This window comes from Paenibacillus sp. 79R4, assembly GCF_013393165.1.
Taxonomy (GTDB): Bacteria; Bacillota; Bacilli; order Paenibacillales; family Paenibacillaceae; genus Fontibacillus.
Genome location: NZ_QJOT01000018.1, coordinates 19,972 through 38,822 on the forward strand (window position 1 = coordinate 19,972; position 18,851 = coordinate 38,822).

General features: G+C 48.1%; 15 protein-coding genes. 5 read left to right on the forward strand and 10 right to left on the reverse strand.

Annotation, left to right across the window (positions count from 1 at the left end):
- The first annotated feature begins 17 nt into the window (after positions 1-17).
- Positions 18-422, forward strand: coding sequence for a bactofilin family protein (locus DMN77_RS20185; RefSeq protein ID WP_068782357.1), 405 nt, complete (start codon positions 18-20; stop codon positions 420-422).
- A 58-nt stretch (positions 423-480) separates the two neighbouring features.
- On the opposite strand, the gene DMN77_RS20190 is transcribed toward DMN77_RS20185, so the two are convergent.
- From DMN77_RS20190 to thpR, 6 genes are all read right to left on the reverse strand, one after another.
- Entirely contained in the window at positions 481-1,257 is a 777-nt protein-coding gene (locus tag DMN77_RS20190; protein ID WP_068782358.1) for an ABC transporter permease, read from the reverse strand.
- Positions 1,250-2,161 carry an ABC transporter ATP-binding protein gene (locus DMN77_RS20195; protein ID WP_148466651.1) on the reverse strand — a complete coding sequence of 304 codons (912 nt, stop codon included), beginning with the start codon at positions 2,159-2,161 and terminating at the stop codon, positions 1,250-1,252. The genes DMN77_RS20190 and DMN77_RS20195 overlap by 8 nt, the downstream gene beginning before the upstream one ends.
- Positions 2,162-2,431: 270 nt before the next feature.
- Entirely contained in the window at positions 2,432-7,069 is a 4,638-nt protein-coding gene (gene gltB / locus DMN77_RS20200) for a glutamate synthase large subunit (protein WP_372776302.1), read from the reverse strand.
- A gap of 296 nt (positions 7,070-7,365) precedes the next feature.
- Positions 7,366-9,552 (reverse strand): YhgE/Pip domain-containing protein, encoded by a 2,187-nt coding sequence (locus DMN77_RS20205; protein WP_179016142.1) that lies wholly within the window; start codon positions 9,550-9,552, stop codon positions 7,366-7,368.
- A gap of 81 nt (positions 9,553-9,633) precedes the next feature.
- Positions 9,634-10,212 carry a TetR/AcrR family transcriptional regulator gene (locus tag DMN77_RS20210; protein WP_179016143.1) on the reverse strand — a complete coding sequence of 193 codons (579 nt, stop codon included), beginning with the start codon at positions 10,210-10,212 and terminating at the stop codon, positions 9,634-9,636.
- 195 nt (positions 10,213-10,407) lie between these two features.
- A complete protein-coding gene (thpR, locus tag DMN77_RS20215) occupies positions 10,408-10,977 on the reverse strand; it encodes an RNA 2',3'-cyclic phosphodiesterase (protein WP_179016144.1) in 570 nt (189 codons plus the stop codon).
- Between the two features lie 154 nt (positions 10,978-11,131).
- Here thpR and DMN77_RS20220 point away from each other — a divergent pair, with 154 nt between their 5' ends.
- Complete coding sequence (locus tag DMN77_RS20220) at positions 11,132-12,826, forward strand: methyl-accepting chemotaxis protein (protein WP_179016145.1); 1,695 nt, start codon at positions 11,132-11,134, stop codon at positions 12,824-12,826.
- 138 nt (positions 12,827-12,964) lie between these two features.
- On the opposite strand, the gene DMN77_RS20225 is transcribed toward DMN77_RS20220, so the two are convergent.
- The 3 genes from DMN77_RS20225 to DMN77_RS20235 form a co-directional block, all read right to left on the reverse strand.
- Positions 12,965-13,408 carry a Dps family protein gene (locus DMN77_RS20225; protein ID WP_068782364.1) on the reverse strand — a complete coding sequence of 148 codons (444 nt, stop codon included), beginning with the start codon at positions 13,406-13,408 and terminating at the stop codon, positions 12,965-12,967.
- Positions 13,409-13,692: 284 nt separating this feature from the next.
- Complete coding sequence (locus tag DMN77_RS20230; RefSeq protein ID WP_068782365.1) at positions 13,693-14,085, reverse strand: DivIVA domain-containing protein; 393 nt, start codon at positions 14,083-14,085, stop codon at positions 13,693-13,695.
- A gap of 224 nt (positions 14,086-14,309) precedes the next feature.
- On the reverse strand, positions 14,310-14,510 hold the full coding sequence (locus DMN77_RS20235; protein WP_068782366.1) for a twin-arginine translocase TatA/TatE family subunit: 201 nt from the start codon (positions 14,508-14,510) through the stop codon (positions 14,310-14,312).
- Positions 14,511-14,692: 182 nt separating this feature from the next.
- Here DMN77_RS20235 and ytaF point away from each other — a divergent pair, with 182 nt between their 5' ends.
- The 3 genes from ytaF (at position 14,693) to DMN77_RS20250 (ending at position 16,750) form a co-directional block, all read left to right on the forward strand.
- On the forward strand, positions 14,693-15,304 hold the full coding sequence (gene ytaF / locus DMN77_RS20240; protein WP_068782367.1) for a sporulation membrane protein YtaF: 612 nt from the start codon (positions 14,693-14,695) through the stop codon (positions 15,302-15,304).
- Positions 15,305-15,480: 176 nt separating this feature from the next.
- A complete protein-coding gene (locus DMN77_RS20245; RefSeq protein WP_256872502.1) occupies positions 15,481-16,419 on the forward strand; it encodes a hypothetical protein in 939 nt (312 codons plus the stop codon).
- A gap of 82 nt (positions 16,420-16,501) precedes the next feature.
- Entirely contained in the window at positions 16,502-16,750 is a 249-nt protein-coding gene (locus DMN77_RS20250; RefSeq protein ID WP_179016147.1) for an NHLP leader peptide family RiPP precursor, read from the forward strand.
- A 45-nt stretch (positions 16,751-16,795) separates the two neighbouring features.
- Here DMN77_RS20250 and DMN77_RS20255 read toward each other — a convergent pair whose 3' ends face one another.
- Positions 16,796-18,691 carry a sensor histidine kinase gene (locus tag DMN77_RS20255; RefSeq protein ID WP_179016148.1) on the reverse strand — a complete coding sequence of 632 codons (1,896 nt, stop codon included), beginning with the start codon at positions 18,689-18,691 and terminating at the stop codon, positions 16,796-16,798.
- Between the last annotated feature and the right edge of the window lie 160 nt (positions 18,692-18,851).

Sequence of the window (18,851 nt, forward strand, 5' to 3'; positions counted from 1 at the left end):
CGAACGGAGGAATAAATATGCGGAGGAAAAATGCACGGGCACACGGCCTGACCGACACCCTGATTGGCCAAGGCAGCATGGCCGAGGGGAAGATACAATGCGAATCCAATGTTCGCATTGATGGGGCCTTTCACGGGGAGATCGATTGTAAAGGTCAGGTCATCGTCGGAGAATCGGGCGAAGCCAGATCAAGTATTATAGGGGCAAATATCATCGTAGCGGGCCATGTCGTCGGCGATATATCTACCAAGGGCAAATTGACGATTACGAGCAGCGGGCAGGTCGACGGCAATGTCAGCGTCTCTAAGCTGATTATTCTCGAAGGCGGCCTTCTAAATGGCGTTAGCACCATGGAGAAAATCAAAGCTGTGGCCCCGATCAAGGAAAAAGCGCAAAAAACACCACAGCCCGAAGTGGGGTAATTCATAGTGAAGAATCAAAAATAGTTCCCGTCTGCCTGGCAAACGGGAACTTGTTTTTTTATGCAGCTACATCCCGCTTGTTGAATACCAGCCAGGATATTACCAGAAATAACAGGACGTAACAGGTTAGCACGGTAATGGAGAAACCCAGGGTCATTCCGGCTACCCCTTCTTGTCCGCCTCGATACTGGCTTAGATCCATGTTAACGAACAAGGTATATTTGGCCCATGGATAACGAACGGGATTGAAGAGCATCGTGAAGATGCCTCCGGTGAACAGAATGAACATAGACAAGCCAATCGCGATTCCGCTGGAACGAAACACCGTAGATATCATGAACGAAAACAAGGTAATAACCAGCAGATCTATATATCTGTAGAGCATATCCTCCAGCAAGTATACGAACGGACTTCCGTTATCCGAGAACACCATCGATGTCTTAACCGGGTACATCGCATAAGAGATCAGCAGCGAGCTCAAGAAGAACAGTACTGTAATAAGCAGGGTAAACAGGATTAAGGCCAACAGCTTCGAAGCGAGCACCTTGGTGCGGGTCCATGGGCGGATCAACAACAGCTTGATCGTTCCCCAGGTAAATTCTCCAGCTACAATATCAGCAGCAACAACAGAAGCGAAGATCGTGACTAGATAAAATAGAAAAGAAAGCTGGCCCGTCGCATCCCAAGCGCTTATCGTTGAACCGCCTCCGCCCAAACGGAACAGTATCGCGAAAAACAGCACCATTAGCACAATGATCCCGAACATAATCCAGGTTCGGACACGCCGATATATTTTCATATTTTCGTTCTGAATCAGGTTCATGAAATTATTCAATGCCCACACCCCCTGTCAGCTCGATAAATTGGTCCTCCAGCGTTCGCGTCACGACTCGGATGCGGTATACCAAGATTCCCGCACGCACCAGCTGCTCATTAATGACAGCCGCCGCATTCCGGTCCAGCTCAAGCAGCAGACCGCCATCCACAACCTGGCCCTGGCCGATTAATTCCCAGGCCCGCTGCGGATCGCTAACCTCGAACACCGTCTGCTTCCGCTCATTCTCCAGCTTGTCCTGATCATGCAGCTGTCTTACATCGATCAGCCGCCCCTGTTGAATAACAGCAACGGTATCGCACATCAGCTCCATCTCGGACAACAGGTGACTGGAGACGAATACGGTCGTCCCTTCCTTCTCGGCCAGCTGGCGCAAATAACTGCGCAGCTCGCGAATTCCTTGCGGATCAAGCCCATTCGTTGGCTCATCCAGGACAAGCAGCCTGGGCCGATGCAATATCGCCTGAGCCACGCCGAGACGCTGGCGCATCCCGAGCGAATAGGTTTTCACCTTGTCATGAATCCGCTGCTCCAAGCCCACCAGTTCAACAACCTCAGCAATTCGCTGCTTCGTCACTCCAGGCGACATCCGCGCATAATGCAGCAGATTGTGATAACCGCTTAGAAACTTATACATTTCCGGATTCTCTACAATAGCCCCCACATGGGAGATTGCCAGCTCGAATTGATCCGATACGCTGGCCCCCCGGATTTCAATATCCCCTTCGGTGATTGACATCAATCCAACCATCATCCGAATGGTCGTCGTCTTGCCCGCGCCGTTTGGTCCGAGAAATCCGTACACCTGGCCCGGGGGAATATCAAGTGTTAATTTATCGATAATCGTCTTGCCACCAATTCGTTTGCTGACCTGCTTCAGCCGAACAACCGGCTCAAAATCCAACAAAGCTCTAACCTCCCAACACTCCACGCAGCAATATCCACCTTCGCGAAGTTAAAGATTTCCCTCATTTTACCACAGAATGCAATTTTCATTAAAATAAACGACAAAAGACCTGAACTTGTTACAACATTCAGGTCTTTTGCTCTTGTCGCTTTTCCGGCTTATTCGATTTTGGCACTCCGATTGTCTGCTACAAGCCCTAACTAGATTTACCTGGCTTTACCCGAATTCATCCGGATTCATCTGGATACCTAGCTTTGCTAGCCTTATCTAGGATTTTAGCGATCCATTAGCAACAGTTACACCAGCTCCAGGCCGGGCCATTTCCCGTGAATTCGCTTCGAAAGCGGCCAGCAGCGCTGCTTCTCCCTGCAAGCCCAGCTCCTCCGCCTTGCGGATCTGTTCCAGCATCCGTTTATAGTCCCGGGGAATGACGCGGACGAATCTTGGAAGCATTTCAGGCCAGCAATCCAGTATGCGCCTTCCTACCGTGCTATCCGTGTATAACACATGACGAAGGATCCAGGTGCGCAGCTGCTCAGCTTCTACCTCGGACTCTACCTGCTCCAGCAGCACCATCTCTTGGTTGCATTGCTGCTGGAAGCTGCCGTGTATATCCAGCACATAAGCAATGCCTCCGGACATGCCGGCTGCAAAGTTGCGGCCCGTATCGCCGAGAATAACGACCCGGCCTCCGGTCATATATTCACAGCCATGATCACCGACCCCTTCAACAACCACATGGGCACCGGAATTACGCACTGCAAACCGTTCTCCAGCGATACCACGGATATATGCTTCTCCGCTTGTTGCACCATAAAAGGAAGTGTTGCCGATAATGACGTTCTCCTCTGCGGCAAAGGTCGCGGTTCGGGAAGGTTTGACGATAATCTTCCCCCCCGAGAGTCCCTTCCCGGTGTAATCATTCGCATCGCCTTCGACCGTAATAGTAATCCCCCGTGGCATAAATGCCCCCAGACTTTGTCCGGCTGAGCCTTCAAAGTTCAGCGTGATCGTATCGTCCGGCAAGCCGTCCGCGCCATACCGACGCGTAACCTCACTGCCCAATAATGTTCCGGTCGCCCGATTTACATTGCAGATCGGCAGCGAGATGCTTACGGCCTCGCCGCGATCTAAAGCTGGCGCAGCTTGCTTCAGCAGTTCTACAGCATCAAGCGTCTCCTCCAAACCATGATTCTGATCACGTGTATGGCGACGTCTGTTCTCTTCCTCTATCACAGGCGTATGCAATAATGAGCTTAAATCAAGCCCGCTCCTCTTCCAATGCTGATCTGCTTTCCCCGTATCCAGACAGTCCGTACGGCCGATCATCTCATCCAGCCTGCGGAAGCCCAGCTCGGCCATCCACTCGCGCAGATCCTCGGCAATAAAGGTCATGAAGTTCACCACATGCTGCGGATCGCCAGTGAAGTTCTTGCGCAGCTCCGGATTCTGCGTCGCTACCCCAACCGGGCAAGTATCGAGCTGGCAGACGCGCATCATGATACAACCGACGGAGACGAGCGGAGCTGTGGAGAAGCCATACTCCTCTGCGCCAAGCAGCGCAGCGACAGCCAAATCACGGCCGGTCAGCATTTTGCCATCCGTCTCGAGCACGACCCGATCGCGCAAGTGATTCAGCATCAGCGTCTGATGCGTCTCGGCCAGGCCAAGCTCCCACGGCAAGCCTGCATGACGGATCGAGCTTTGCGGCGATGCGCCGGTTCCCCCGTCATAACCACTGACCAGAATAACATCGGCGCGGCCCTTGGCAACCCCCGCAGCGATCGTGCCTACGCCAACCTCAGAGACAAGCTTGACATTAATGCGGGCGCGCGGGTTCGCATTCTTCAGATCATAGATCAGTTCAGCCAGATCCTCGATCGAGTAAATATCGTGATGCGGTGGCGGCGAGATGAGGCCAACGCCCGGCGTTGAGCCGCGAACCTCGGCAACCCATGGATAGACCTTGTTGCCCGGCAGCTGACCACCTTCTCCCGGCTTGGCTCCCTGGGCCATCTTGATCTGGATCTCATCCGCATTAACCAGATATTGCGAAGTAACGCCGAAGCGGCCCGAAGCCACCTGCTTGATTGCACTGCGGCGCGAGTCCCCGTTCGCATCCTTCACATAGCGAGCGGAGTTCTCTCCGCCTTCACCGGAATTGCTCTTGCCCCCGATGCGGTTCATCGCGACAGCGATCGTCTCATGCGCCTCCTTGCTGATCGAGCCAAATGACATCGCTCCGGTCTTGAACCTGCGCATGATCGAGGCCGCGGACTCAACCTCCTCCAGCGGCACCTTTGGTCCAACCGGCTGCAAGCGAAGCAAGGAACGCAGCGTATAACGCTGCTCGTTCTCTCCTTGCACAAGCCCGGCAAATTTCTTATACAGACTATAATCCCCGCTGCGTACAGCCTGCTGCAGCAGATGAATGGTCTGCGGGTTGAACAGATGCTCCTCGCCTTCGTTGCGCCACTGATATTGCCCACCGGAATCCAGCACTTTCTCCTGGTCTCCTTGCGCTGCGGAGAAAGCTTGTTGATGCGAAGCCAGGGTCTCAATAGCGACCTCCTTCAAACCAATCCCCTCAATCCGGGTTGGCGTCCGGGTGAAGTAACGATCGATAAATTGTTGATTCAATCCTACGGCCTCGAAGATTTGCGCACCTCGATAGGACTGAATCGTAGAGATGCCCATTTTGGACAATATTTTGATGACGCCTTTGTTCACAGCTTTCCTATAGTTCACTTCTGCCCGGCTAATAGAAACGCCACGCAACGTGCCCCCGTTGATCATATCCCTTAAGCTGGCCAAGGCGAGATACGGATTTACGGCATTTGCTCCATAGCCTATCAATAACGCGAAATGATGCACCTCTCTGGGCTCGCCGGACTCCAGCACAATGCTGGCCTGCGTACGCGTTCCCTGCAAGATCAGATGATGATGCAGGCAGGATACGGCAAGCAAGGCCGGGATTGCCGCATTGTCAGCGTCCACCTTACGATCTGACAAGATCAGTATCGATTTGCCTTGAGCAATCGCTTGATCCGCCGCGAAGCAGAGATCATCCAGCGCTTGCTCAATTCCGGCAACTCCCTTGGTAGCGGAGAATAAGATCGGCAGCACGGCGGACTTTAATCCCTTCCGCTTCACATAGCGCAGCTTGGCTAGCTCTTCATCGGAGAGAAACGGCGATGAGAGAGCAATCTGCCGGCAGCTTTCCGGCCGAGGGTGCAGTAAATCCTGCTCCGGCCCGATCAGCGTCATCGCCGAAGTAACAAGCTCCTCGCGAATGGCATCCATCGGCGGATTTGTCACCTGAGCGAACATTTGCTTGAAGTAATTGTACAAGCGCTGGGGACGCTCCGACAGTACAGCAAGCGGTGCATCATAGCCCATGGACACGAGGCCTTCGCTTCCCGTCAGCGCCATAGGCTCCAGCACTTTACGCAGGTCCTCGTAGGAATACCCGAAGGCTACTTGTCTATTTCTGATCTCTTCATGAGACAGTTCCGACATAGTAGAAGCCTCCGGCAGCTCCTGCAGGGTGATCCGATGCTCGGCAAGCCATCTGTCATAAGGCTGCTCCTGAGCGACCTGTGCCTTTACTTCCTCGTCCGCTATAATTCTTCCTTCCTTTGTATCCACGAGCAGCATCCGACCCGGACGCAGTCGATCTTTATAGAGGATGTCCTCCGCCGGAATATCCAGCACCCCCACCTCGGAAGACAATATAATCAAGTCATCCTTGGTTACATAATAGCGGGATGGTCTCAGTCCATTGCGATCCAGGATTGCCCCGATCTGAATCCCATCCGTGAAGCCCATAGCTGCCGGCCCATCCCAAGGCTCCATCAAGGAGCTATGATAGTCATAAAAGGCCCGGCGCGTCGGCTCCATCTCCGCATGATTGTCCCAAGGTTCCGGAACCATCATCATCGCCACATGCGGCAAAGAACGCCCGCTCAAGTACAGAAATTCAAAGGTGTTATCAAACATTGCTGTGTCCGACCCGTCCGGATTAATGACCGGCTTGATCTTCTCCAGATCGCTGCCGAACACTTCGCTCTCGAACAGCGACTGGCGCGCATGCATCCAGTTCACATTTCCCTGCAGGGTATTAATCTCGCCGTTATGGATCATAAAGCGATATGGATGGGCCCGTTCCCAGCTCGGGAACGTGTTCGTGCTGAAGCGGGAATGCACCAATGCCATCGCCGATTCTACCGTTTCATCCTGTAGGTCCAGGTAGAATTGCCCCACCTGCTCCGTTGTCAGCATCCCTTTATAGACAAGTTTGCGGCATGACAAGCTGGATACATAAAATGAATTCTCCCCCGTATCATCCGCGTAACGAATCGACAGCTCCGCACGGCGACGAATGACATACAATTTACGTTCAAAAGCCAGTTCATCCTCCACATCTGCGCTGCGGCCAATAAACACTTGCCGTACATAAGGCTTGGCGGCCTTCGCTGATTTCCCCAGCATATCGTCATTTGTTGGCACATCGCGAAAGCCCAGAACTCTCTGACCTTCCTCTTCAACGATATGAGTGAGGGCAGCCTCCTGAGCAGCACGCTCTTCAGCAAGCTGTGACAGGAACAGCATCCCGACCCCATATTCCCCGCACCCCGGAAGCTCGAAGCCCAGCTTCAAAGCCTCCCGCGCCAGAAATCGGTGGGGAATTTGCACTAATATACCAGCGCCGTCTCCCGAATTCGGCTCGCTGCCCTGTCCGCCGCGATGCTCCATTTTCGTCAACATGGTGAGCGCCTGAGCAACGATTGAATGCGAGGCTTTTCCCTTGATATGTGCGACAAAGCCCATGCCGCAAGCATCCTTTTCAAATGCGGGATCATATAGTCCCTGCCGAGGCGGTATAACAGTATGTCTATTTGTCATCATCAGCGCAACCTTTCTATATCTTCTCCGTAGGTTTATTCTAACGGAAATCGGCTTCACTGTTTTTGCACTATCTCCTCTTTCTTTTGTACTATCACTTATAAATTTCAAAAAGATTGCAAACGAACCGTTGCCAGGCGCTCCCCTTATGCATAGCGATCATAAAAGCTGTGCATAAATGAGATGAACTTGTGGAACTCCATCAAAATCAGCTTGCATTATGTATACAAAGAAAAGAAGCCTGCTCCCCGGTTTAAATACCGGAGAACGGGCTTCTTGATGATTCTGTATAGATCTTAGGCTTGCAGACTAGCTTCAACACTTACTTCTTCCTCTGCACTCTCTCTATGCGATAGGAAGTAGGTGAGCGTGATGGCCAAGAATACAATAGCAACTGCAATCAGAATGCCTGTTTGATGCCAGGCAACGCTCATTTCTCCCGAAGAGATTACCGCTTTATAACCTTTGACGCTGTATGTCATTGGCATGAACGGATTAAATGCCTTCATCCAGGAAGGAAGCAGTTCCACAGGGAATGTTCCCGCAGATGTTGTCAATTGGAAGATCAAGAGCAAGATCGCCAGGAAGCGGCCTGGATTGTCGAGCCAAGTGACAAGCGCCTGAATGATGAACATGAAGCACAGGCTAGTAACAAATGAGAACAGATAGAACATTGGAACATTCTGTACTTCAAGCTTCAAACCGTAGAGAACCAATATTACCGCAATTACGGATTGGAACAGGCTCATTCCTGTGAAGGAGAGCGCACGGCTTACGAAGCGATTCCATCCGCTTGCTTCCGATACGGAAGAGCTGCGAAGCGGAACAACCAGCGTCGAGATCAAAGCACCGACGAACAATCCGAGGGACAGGAAGTAGGGTGAGAATCCTGTACCATAGTTCGGCACTTCATTCATCTTCTGCTCTTCCACGTCTACCGGCTGAGCAAACATATCAACAAGAGCATCTGTCTTCTTCACGGAAGACGTCTCATCCGCTGCCTCGTTCAGCTTGCTGGCCAATTCTCCCGAACCTTCGCTCAGCTTGCTTGTGCCATCCTTGAGTTCACCGGCACCTTCATCCAATTGCTTCGAACCATCAGCAAGTGTAGCCACACCGCTAGACAATTGACCCATACCGCCTTCAAGCTTCTTAGCTCCTTCGCTAAGTGCGCCAGCACCTGTTGCCAGCTTGCTGCCGCCGGCTGCTGCTTCATTCAGCTTCGCGCCGAACTGCTTCAGACCGCCTACAAGTTGAGCCTGACCTTCCGTCAACTTCGCAGCGCCTTGGCCCAATTGTTCTTGACCTTGAACAAGCTGTTCACTGCCCTGTACAAGCTGTTGTTGTGCACCGTGTAAATCCTTGCTGCCTTTCAACAACTGCTGTTGACCTTGCGCTACTTGCTCACTGCCGGTAGCAACTGCTTGGCTGGCTGCCAGAAGCTGCTTCACTGCAGGATTCGCTGCCAGCTCTGGGCTAGCTTGTGTTAATTGTTCAAGACCTTGGGCAACTGACTTCGCACCTTCTGCAACCTTCGTGCTGCCTTGTGCTGAAGATTCCAGCCCGGTTACCAGCGATGCGCTGCCTTGCTCCGACTGCTTCAAGCCTTGAGCCAGTGTGTTAGCACCTTTCAGTGAAGCATCAAGACCTGCCTTCAATTGATTGCCGCCTTCATTTGCGGCCGCAGCCCCGTTCTGAAGCTGCTTATTGGCAGCCGCCAACTGATTTAAACCGGAAGCCAGAGAGGTTGCACCTGTCTTCAAATCGCTGGCTCCTTTACCTAGGGAACCCACGCCATCCGCCAATGGATTGATGCCATCTTGCAGCTTCACTGAACCATCTACCATTTTGGCCAGGTTCTCTTTCAGCTTCTGAGCGCCTTCATCCAGCTTGACGGCTCCGTCATTGATCTCAGTTGCACCCTTGCCAGCGTCGCCAAGACCACTGGAAATTTTCTCAACCTGATCAAACAGGACATCTGTGTAAGCCTCCGTCACTTTCGCGGACACTTTACTCTTAATTTCCTTCACTGCGGTACCGCCGATTTGTGCGGCCAGGAAGTTGTAAGCCTCATTCGGCTCATAGACGATCTCGGCAGGCTGCGGCTGATCATCCATTAAGGTTGTAGCCTTCTCCGAGAAGTTGCTTGGAATGACAAGCGTCATGTAGTAATCGTTATTCTTCATGCCTTCATCCGCTTGCTCGCGGGTGACGAACTTCCAACCAAAAGCTGCGTTCTTCTTCAGCTCTTCGACCAAATCATTACCTGCTTGTAGCTTCGTTCCTTCATATTCAGCACCGCGATCCTCATTGACAACCGCGACAGGAATTTCATCCATTTTCCCGTACGGGTCCCAAAATGCCTTCAGAAACATTCCGCTATATAATACGGGAATGAACATGACGACAAGAATTGGGATAATCACTTTAGGTTTTTTAAAGGAAGCTGCAAGATCCTTAAAAAATACCGACATTGATTTCATAATCATTTCTCTCCTTATATCCCTGAATCTTATCTCTTATCTCTTTCTCTCATTACCGTACGGGTCCTTTCTTATCTTTGACTATGTCTTGGATAACCCGCCTGATAAAAATATTTGAGAAAATTCTCTGATCTGCTCTTTGCTTAGTGGCTCGTGTATTTTGTTCCAATCCGAAGTTAGCGCAATGTACAGCTTCACAAGCACAAATGCAATGACTTTAGGATCAAACTCGCGAATTTCCCCATGTTTGGCCGCACGATCGATTTGACGCTCCAAGTAATCAAGGATAGCCAGCTCGATCTTCTCCAGGCCCTCACGCGCTTGCGGCGTTCCAAAATCTCTTACCTCCTGAAACAGCTTCACAAGCAGCTCATGTTCTCTTCTGAATTCCAGAAGTTTATCCATGCTCTGGTACAGATTCTCGAAGAAAGGTCTGTCATCGTGAACCTCTTGTTCCGTAATTTTCTTCATCTCTATAATGACGGAACGAAGAATTTCATCAAACAGTTCCTCCTTATTCGCAAAAAACGTGTAAATCGTGCCCTTGGCGACATTTGCAATTTTAGCTACATGATCCATCGTTGTAGCTTTGTAACCAAACAATGCAAATGATTTTTCTGCCGCTTCAACGATTTGTCTTCTGCGATCCACTACAGCCAAATAAAGCACCTCCTTATCTTAGACTTACTTTTTTCTCAAAAATGACTAAAAGTCCGTTTCGGTCATTTGGTCAATTAACACTTTAGCACGTTCCGAAATGCATTGCAAGTTATTTTTTTCAATTATTTTCAGCGTTTTTCACTGCCATTTTTCTTGGTCTGTATGAAATATCACATAATCTGTATGAAAATAAATTTATTTAGCAAAGGGAATCTCGGCAACCTTCTCATACATCGGCTGGTGATGCATATTTGTTCGATAGATCACCAAGGCATCTATAGTCCATGAACCAAACTGAAGATTAGCCCCGGTAATATCCGTTTCCAGCTTGTATCCTGCACGGTACTTGCGAGCCAGCGTAATATGAGGTCGATAAGGACGGTCCTCCGGGATATATCCCAGCTTCCGGTTCTCTTCAATGACGTTATTTTGCAGCTGCTCCAATAGCTCCAGCTCCCCATGGACTCCTGCCCAGAGAACCCTTGGCTGATCTGCACGTCCGAATGTACCGCAGCCAAGGGCTTCCATATGTATAGGCCGTATATTGGCGACAGCCCTTATGGCAGCTGAGCGAAGCTCATCCAACCGTTCCGGAGACGTATCGCCCAGAAACTGCACCGTTATATGATAATCCTCCTTATGCACCCATTTTTGAAAAAAAAGCTGATCCCTCTGTTCCTTACACCAGTCGGCAATCATCTGCTTAACAGAAGATGGAAGCGGGACCGCGATAAATAGACGCCAAGCTTCTGAATTATTGGACATAAAGTCTCACTCCTTGTGATTTTTTGCTCAAATTTCGTTTTTCCGACACAAAGCGACGATATTCCTTATTATTCCGCAAACAATTCCTCATTATAATGTTGAATAGATGTGCCCACGAGTTCCAACATCATCTTACAATAGATAGGAGATTTATATGGGATTTGCAAAAAAAATAACAATGGCTATTGTTACCCTTCTCGGGTTTATCGGTGCCATTATCGGTGTATTCGGCTATCAGACAACCTACCGTCAGGTAGAGAAGTCCGTTGGTGTCGAAACCGTAGGTTGCGCTAATATTACAACTGGCTTAGTCAATCCTGCCGTCATCGAACTGCTCGCGCGTGGCGATAAGTCCAAGTTGGCTGAAGTAGAACAGCAGTTGAACTGGACGGTAGACCATAAACCCTTGTTTAAGGAAGTCTTTATTCTATCCTTGGATGGCACCATTCTTGCCGCCGACCAACATCTGAAGGAGCGCGGTTATAACGCTGGCGATGCCTTCTATTTCAATCCGGCCGATCGGGATATGATGATGGACATGAAGCATTCCGTGTACACCAAGGTCTATACATATGAGGATACGGAGCTGTTGACAGGATATGGCCCCATCTTCCAGGACAATGATCCTGGCAAGCCTATTGTTGGGCTAATGGCCATCAATTTCGATGCATCGATTATTCAGGACAGAACATGGGAGATCATTACCCTACCATTTGCAATCGGCGCTGCAGTCTTCCTGCTGGCCGCTCTAGTTGTCTATTTCATCATTCATCGGATGATTCGTCCGCTGGAGCATTTATCCAGCCAGGTGAACCAAATTGCACAAGGAGATCTTACGATTACACCTATGGTTCTGAAGAGTAAGGATGAAGTTGGCAAGCTGTCCCGGGATTTCAGCAATATGGTGATCAATCTGCGGAGCCTGATCACCGAGGTAAGCGCCACCTCCATCCAGGTGGCCTCCTCTTCCCAACAGCTGTCCGCCAGCGCGGAGCAAACGGGGACTGCCTCTGAGCAGACTGTTAACATCACCCAGGAACTGGCTGAAGGAGCAGAGAGGCAGCTGCATGATTTGGAGCAGAGCTCGAATACGCTGCGCAGCATGTCCACCTCGACGAAGCATATTGCCCATCTTATGAGCGATGTATCCCAGGCTGCCCAGAACTCCCCGGCTGCTGCCGGACAGGGCGTAGCGTCCATTCAGCAGAGCATTCAGCAAATGAACAAAATGCAAGGGAAAATCAACGAGTTGTCTACAAACATTACTGAGCTCTCCAGTCAGTCCAAAGAAATTCAGAACATTCTGGAGATAATCACTGCAATCGCGGACGAGACTAATCTGCTGGCGATCAATGCCTCAATCGAAGCAGCCCGGGCCGGCGAATATGGCAGCGGCTTCGCCGTGGTCGCTTCATCCGTCGGCAAGCTGGCCGATCGTTCAGCAGCATCAGTGAAGCAGATAGCCGCTCTCATAGGCTACATCGTAACGCAGATGGAAGTGACCGGGACGACGATGGTCGAGACCTCGCGGGAGGTTGAGCTAAGCGCCTCATTGGTACACAATGCCGGTGATTCCTTCGGCGAGATCGAGAACCAGTCCCGAGCAACCGCTGCATCGATCAGCGACATAAATGAAGCTGTTCAACAGCTCTCCGACCAGACGGATCTATTGGTGAAATCGCTGGAGAACATCGTGGAAATTGCCAACAACAATGTCGATAGCGCCCAGTCCATGTCTGCTGCATCTCAGGAGCAGCTTGCGACGATGGAGGAAGTAGATGCCTCGGCCAGCTTCCTGGCCAGTTTATCGGATAAGCTGCACACCTTGATCGAGAAATTCAAGGTATAAGACCCGCAACCTCAATTGGTTTTCTTATCCAAGATGGAATTGTTAAACAACCGCTATACGAAAAAAGGGACCTGCCGCTCAGCGTTAAGGCTGTATGCGGCAGGTCCCTTCCTCATCAATTCATAAGTGAGACGGTGATTAGTTGTTCAAAAAGGCATTAAGCATCCAACGATGTTTCTCAAGAGTAGAAACAACACCTAACAGCAGGTCGCTTGTTGCTTCATCTCCTACTTCCTCAGCGATGGACATACCTTCGCGCAATTCCTTATCCAGTACTTCAAAGTCAGCTACGATAGCAGCTACCATTTGGTCAGGAGTCTCGTTGCCTGTAGCTTCCTTAATCGTTGCCAGCTCCAGGGATTCACGCAAAGTTGCAACCGGTTTGCCGCCAATAGAGAGCAGACGCTCTGCAATATCATCAATATATCCGGCAGCTTCGTCGTATAATTCTTCGAATTTCACATGCAATGTGAAGAAGTTATGTCCTTTAACATACCAGTGGAAGTTATGCAACTTCGTGTACATGGTTGTCCAGTTTGCGATCAGGAGATTCATTTGTCTTTCCAATGCTTGATTTGCCATTTCTCGTTCCTCCATTCATAATTATAACTGGTTAGATAAACGGTGAAATGTTCGCGTTGTGAAACATTTCTTTAAATTTAGACTAAATCTAAATCCTGTTTATATATTACCACTTCCTTCACACAGATGCAATGATTAAAAGATGAATATCAAATGAATTTGCTGAAAACTGCAATAAACACCCGATTTTGACAGCCATCAACCTAGTTCAAGTTTGCGTTGGAACAGCTGCTCTTATTCACAAAAAAAAGGAACCGGCATCTTTCATTGCCAGCTCCTTCATCTCATTTCAATCCACCGTTAACAAATTGCTTAAAATGCTCGAGGCTACGTTCCAATTGACGGATTCCGTCATCCACAAGACGGCGGTCAATGGCATTCTCCGTATCTACTTGCGGCTTGCGGGCAGCCATAGACATCATCTTCTTCTCTTCTTCCCAAGAAGCCTGTCTGCGCTGAATCTCTTTGTATTTGTCCAGCAGATCCGTAATAATATCGTAGAACCGTTCGTAATCGATAATAATATCATCTAGAAACCGGTCTACCTCTTCTTTCTCATAACCCCTCATTTTTACATCAAAATCTTTCTCATGAATGGTTAGCGCATCCAATTTGATGCCAAGCTGCTTGAACAGACTCTTCTGATCCTCCAGCTTGCGCGCGTAATCATCCTGCATCAGTATCCCTCCATGCCAAAGGCTTGCTTATAAGCTGACAATTTCTCCTCTTAAGATAACATAATTACGATCATTTATCGACTTCTCCACTCATACTCACCCTCTACTGCGCGTAAACCCAGAATTATTAATGAGTATTCAGGACTTTGAAAATGTATTCATTTGCAGCGATGTTCTTCAAAATAAAAAAAAGAACACCTCCATATCAGGTGCCCTTGTAAGATCTAGGATTTATTTGATTCTTGAACAGGCTTGACTTCTTGCGGAGTCTCCTCTATGAAATCACCACGTGCCCCTTTTCTGAACTCCTTCAGCATCGTACCGAAGCTGCGCCCAAGTTCCGGAAGCTTGCTCGGACCAAACAACAGCAATGCAGCAATGACCAACAAGAGCAGATGAGACGGACGCAATAAATTCTCTATCACATTTATCACTCCTCCGGTATATCTTATTGAAGATTATACTACATATATTCTCCTAAATGGGAACTAATATTGCAAATTATGCAAAGATTTATTCTCGCTCCCCATCCATAGAGGTACAAGAAACCAATACGGACTCCTGGGCATATGCTGTGGCATCAAGCAAATGTAAAGGAGCGAATATCATGGATTCATACAGTCTGGCTGCTATCGTGATCATCGGCCTGGCCTCCAACCTGGATAATGCCGGTGTGGGGATCGCCTACGGTGTCAGGAAAATCCGCATCCCCTGGTATTCCAATCTGACGATTGCCCTCATCTCCTTCCTGGCTACCCTGCTATCGGGTCTGTTCGGAAGCTGGCTGTCAGTGTGGGTTCAGCCCTGGATTGGGCAGATGATCGGAACCGTCGTAATCGTTGGGGTAGGTATCTGGGTACTGCTGCAGCCTTATCTGGAGAAGAAGCCAGCGCAGCAAGACGATGATGCCAATGCACTAACCCGGCTGCTGCGCAACCCGGAGGAAGCCGACAAGGATAGCTCTCAGTCCATCAGCCTAGGTGAATCGATACTGCTTGGGATTGCTCTGGCAATGAATGCGCTAGCCGGGGGATTCAATGCCGGAATTACCCGCCTTAGTATATGGGGAACCTCTCTATCCGTTGGCATATTCAGCTTCATCCTGTTGGCGCTTTGTGCAGGCTTCGGTCAGAAATTCGCCGCTGAAAAATTCGGCAACCGCGCTACCGTAATCTCAGGAGTCTTGCTAATCCTTATCGGCCTTCACCAGCTTTTCTAAGTATGTATGAACAAGCTATATATACACAATGTCTGCTGCTGCCCCTTATAGTTTCTCAGCATTTGCAAAATGGGCGCAGCAGCATTAGTTCCTCGCGGAACTTGGCTGTTTAAGTTACAATGATTTAGTAAAATGGTCGTGATGCGAAGTTCATATAAAGGAGCGTCGATATTTTGATGTGGCTAACTCGTTTTGAAGAAGATCTAGGCCTTATTTTCGCGCGGGCGGAATCGATTCTTGCCGCTATCGCTGAGGAGTTCGGAAGCCCTGCCCTTAATTATCTGGACAAGTTCCATCCGTTAAAGGAACACCGTTCCAAGAACTATATTTGCTATCTGCTTCCCTACTGGCTCAATGAGGAAATACCTATCGATTCGGACCGTGTACACCAGATCTCTACGGCTAACATTATGGGAATGTTGTACTACCACCTGATCGATGAGACGATGGACAACCCTTCTCTGGTATCGCGATTACAGCTTCCTTTAGCCCAGTTAATTCATTCGGAATTCATTAAAATCTACAGCGAACTCTTCCCCAGTTCCTCGGCATTCTGGACATATTATGATAAGTACATAGGAGAATGGGCCGTCGCGGTAACTTATGAGAATGAGCAGGATTATTTTCAGGTAAATCCCGTTCGCATTGCACATAGAGCGGCACCTGTAAAATTATCCGTCGCAGCGATAATGCTTCTATCCGGGCAGGAAACACGGATCCCCCAAATGGAGGAAGCCGTCGATCTCGTGCTGCTTACAATGCAGATGATTGATGATTGGCAGGATTGGGAGAAGGATCTGATCGAGGGCAGCTATAACTGTCTGCTGTCCATGGTTCAAGCAGATCTTCATTTGTCTGATCGGCGACCTAACGTTGAGGAGATCAAACAGGCGGTATATGTAGAGGGCTGCTTAATCCGCTATTCTGAAAGGGCAGAAAAGCACCATCACTCTCTGTCCCAAATCGGTTCCAGCTTCCCATTGCTCTATGATTTTCACGCCTATCTCTGCGGCCAGTTGAAAGAAATAGTTCAGCAGATTGAAGCCGATCGAAGCCTATTGCAGCGTGGCGGGCTAGAATTCTTGCTTTCTCGACAATTAATGAGAGGCAAATAATAGAAGTTAGTTAATAGATTTGTCGAATATTCCGTGGTATACTGATTAGGAAAATTTAACTATCTTTGAAAGGGTGATATCTATGACATCAGGGTCCGTTCTTCAAAGTCAAGTTATCCAAAGAGCGTGGCAAGATCCCGACTTTAAGGCACAGCTTCTCAAAAATCCAAAAGCAGCTATTCAAGAAGTGCTTGGTGTGATTCTCCCGGACCACATTAAGGTGACCACTGTTGAAGAAAATTCAAATGAGCTCTTTCTAGTTCTGCCGCCTAAACCATCGGATGTCATGAAATCTGATAATGTAAAGCCACAAGTTATGTGGGGGGAATAAACCTAGTCTTTCAAGGAGTTGGACATTGAGGTGATCTCTTGTCTATCAGCTTTTTGTAGTTGATGGAAAGCGAACACATACCTCAGTGCCAACTCCTTTTGTGCTTGTAAATGAAATTTCCCCCTTCATAACTTCTATAATTCGAAAAGTTACCATCAGCCCAAGTCCAGTCCCCTTTGTCTTATTTGAGAAATATGGCTCGCCCAAACGGTCCAGCACCTCAGGATCCATGCCCTCACCATTATCCTTTATGTGAATATTCACCTGTTCCGCATCTCCATGCGCCCAAATCTCGATTTCTCCTTCACCGTTGAGTGCCTCTACGCTATTCTTAATAATATTAATGAAAGCCTGCTTAAATTTAGAGGAGTTCCCTTTAATGTATAAATCACTTGGAATATGAACCGATATCTTTCCTCCCTGGAGATTCACCAGTGGCATGAGAATTCCCTCAATATGAATGAACTCCTCCAATACATTAAGTGTCGTAACCTTCCCGGCCTCCGGTTTAGCAAAGGTCAGAAAATCGGTGATTATCGTAGCAGCCCGATCCAACTCATCCAGGGCCATGTTCAAATATAATTGATTAGACGAAGAATTCTTCTCAGATAAGAGCTGTAAAAATCCACGTGTAACTTGCAGCGGGTTGCGAACCTCATGTGCAACTGAAGCCGCCAGTTCGCTAATTATCTCCATCTTCTCCGATCGCTGAAGTTCATTATTAAACATTTCTAGTTGCTTAGAGTATTCTACGATTTGTTCATGATTGCGGGCAAATCGTTTCCCCATAATCACAATAAGCGAAATGAGAAAACTGACCACTCCCCACTTCCATAGGAACAGATCATAGTAGCCTGCCTTAAAATAAAACCAAAATAATTCAATAAGACTTAATCCCGCAAAAATAGCAAAGCCAAATGATAATATCTGTGCTTCTTTATTGCCCTTAACCGCATAGGTTATTGCTGTGGCAATCAACAACACAAATTGAATGATCATTATTACTCCAAGCAACTGTGTGGATGATACAAGCTTATAAAGACCATAAATCTTATTGTGGCTAAGATAATTAACTACTACCAAAGTAATACCGATTGATGAATAACAGAATTGAAACATTCGAAACTTCGTAATAACTGCTTTATAGCCCTTTCCAATCACTTTCTCAAAGAAATATGTAAATGAAGGAAGTAGTATATACAAAGAAAAATCGAATAAGGCCACATATACTTTTCCATACTCCCCATATGTAGAATATAAAAACGAAGAATATGTAATCATAATGAATCCACAGGATAAAATCACCAGGCAAAGGGCTACCCAAGTTGAAGCATATTCCTCATTCAAGAAAATAGCACAAACAAGCATGATGAATGCAATAAACATAAGGCTGCTACCTATAATAAAATCGCTCAAACTGCTTTTGACATACATGTTATGTAAATTATAAAAATCACCAATATATACTCCACTCTGAATACCAATTCTATTTGGTGTCCTAATCCCAAGATATATTGTTTCTCCATGATCAAGATTTTCGGAGGGTAACAGGACAACATTAATCGCATATTTATATTCCCTGTGGGACTCAAATATTTTGTGATCTCCCTGCTTTACGATAATGTCGTATCCATATATCTTTTTAAACAGCATTGCTTTTCCTTCAGAACTAGCAGGAGTCTTAATCTTGACCCACTGGGCTACTGCGCCAGAAGGCCTTTCCACTGCTTTGTCATCCGCTCTTACACTAATCCAATCCCTCTCCTTCTCCAACTGCTCTACAGTCATTTCCGGATCGAAATGATTCATCCATAGAATCTGCCACTCATCAATCGTCTGCTCCGCACTCTTTTTATTATTTGTACTTTCAATAAAGAAGACACTGAAAACCGCTACTACCATAACAAATACAGTGGCTACTACTTTTACCAGACCTTTCATCTCAGCACCTCTAACCCTAAATTCACAAGCTAAGAAGTTACAATATATAATTCGATACTTTCCGCGCTAAACCTTCAATAAAATGGAAAAATTCATAATAAGATCAGTCCGTATCCAATATGTAACAAACAAAACTATTTTAACGTGATTGCCGCATTTA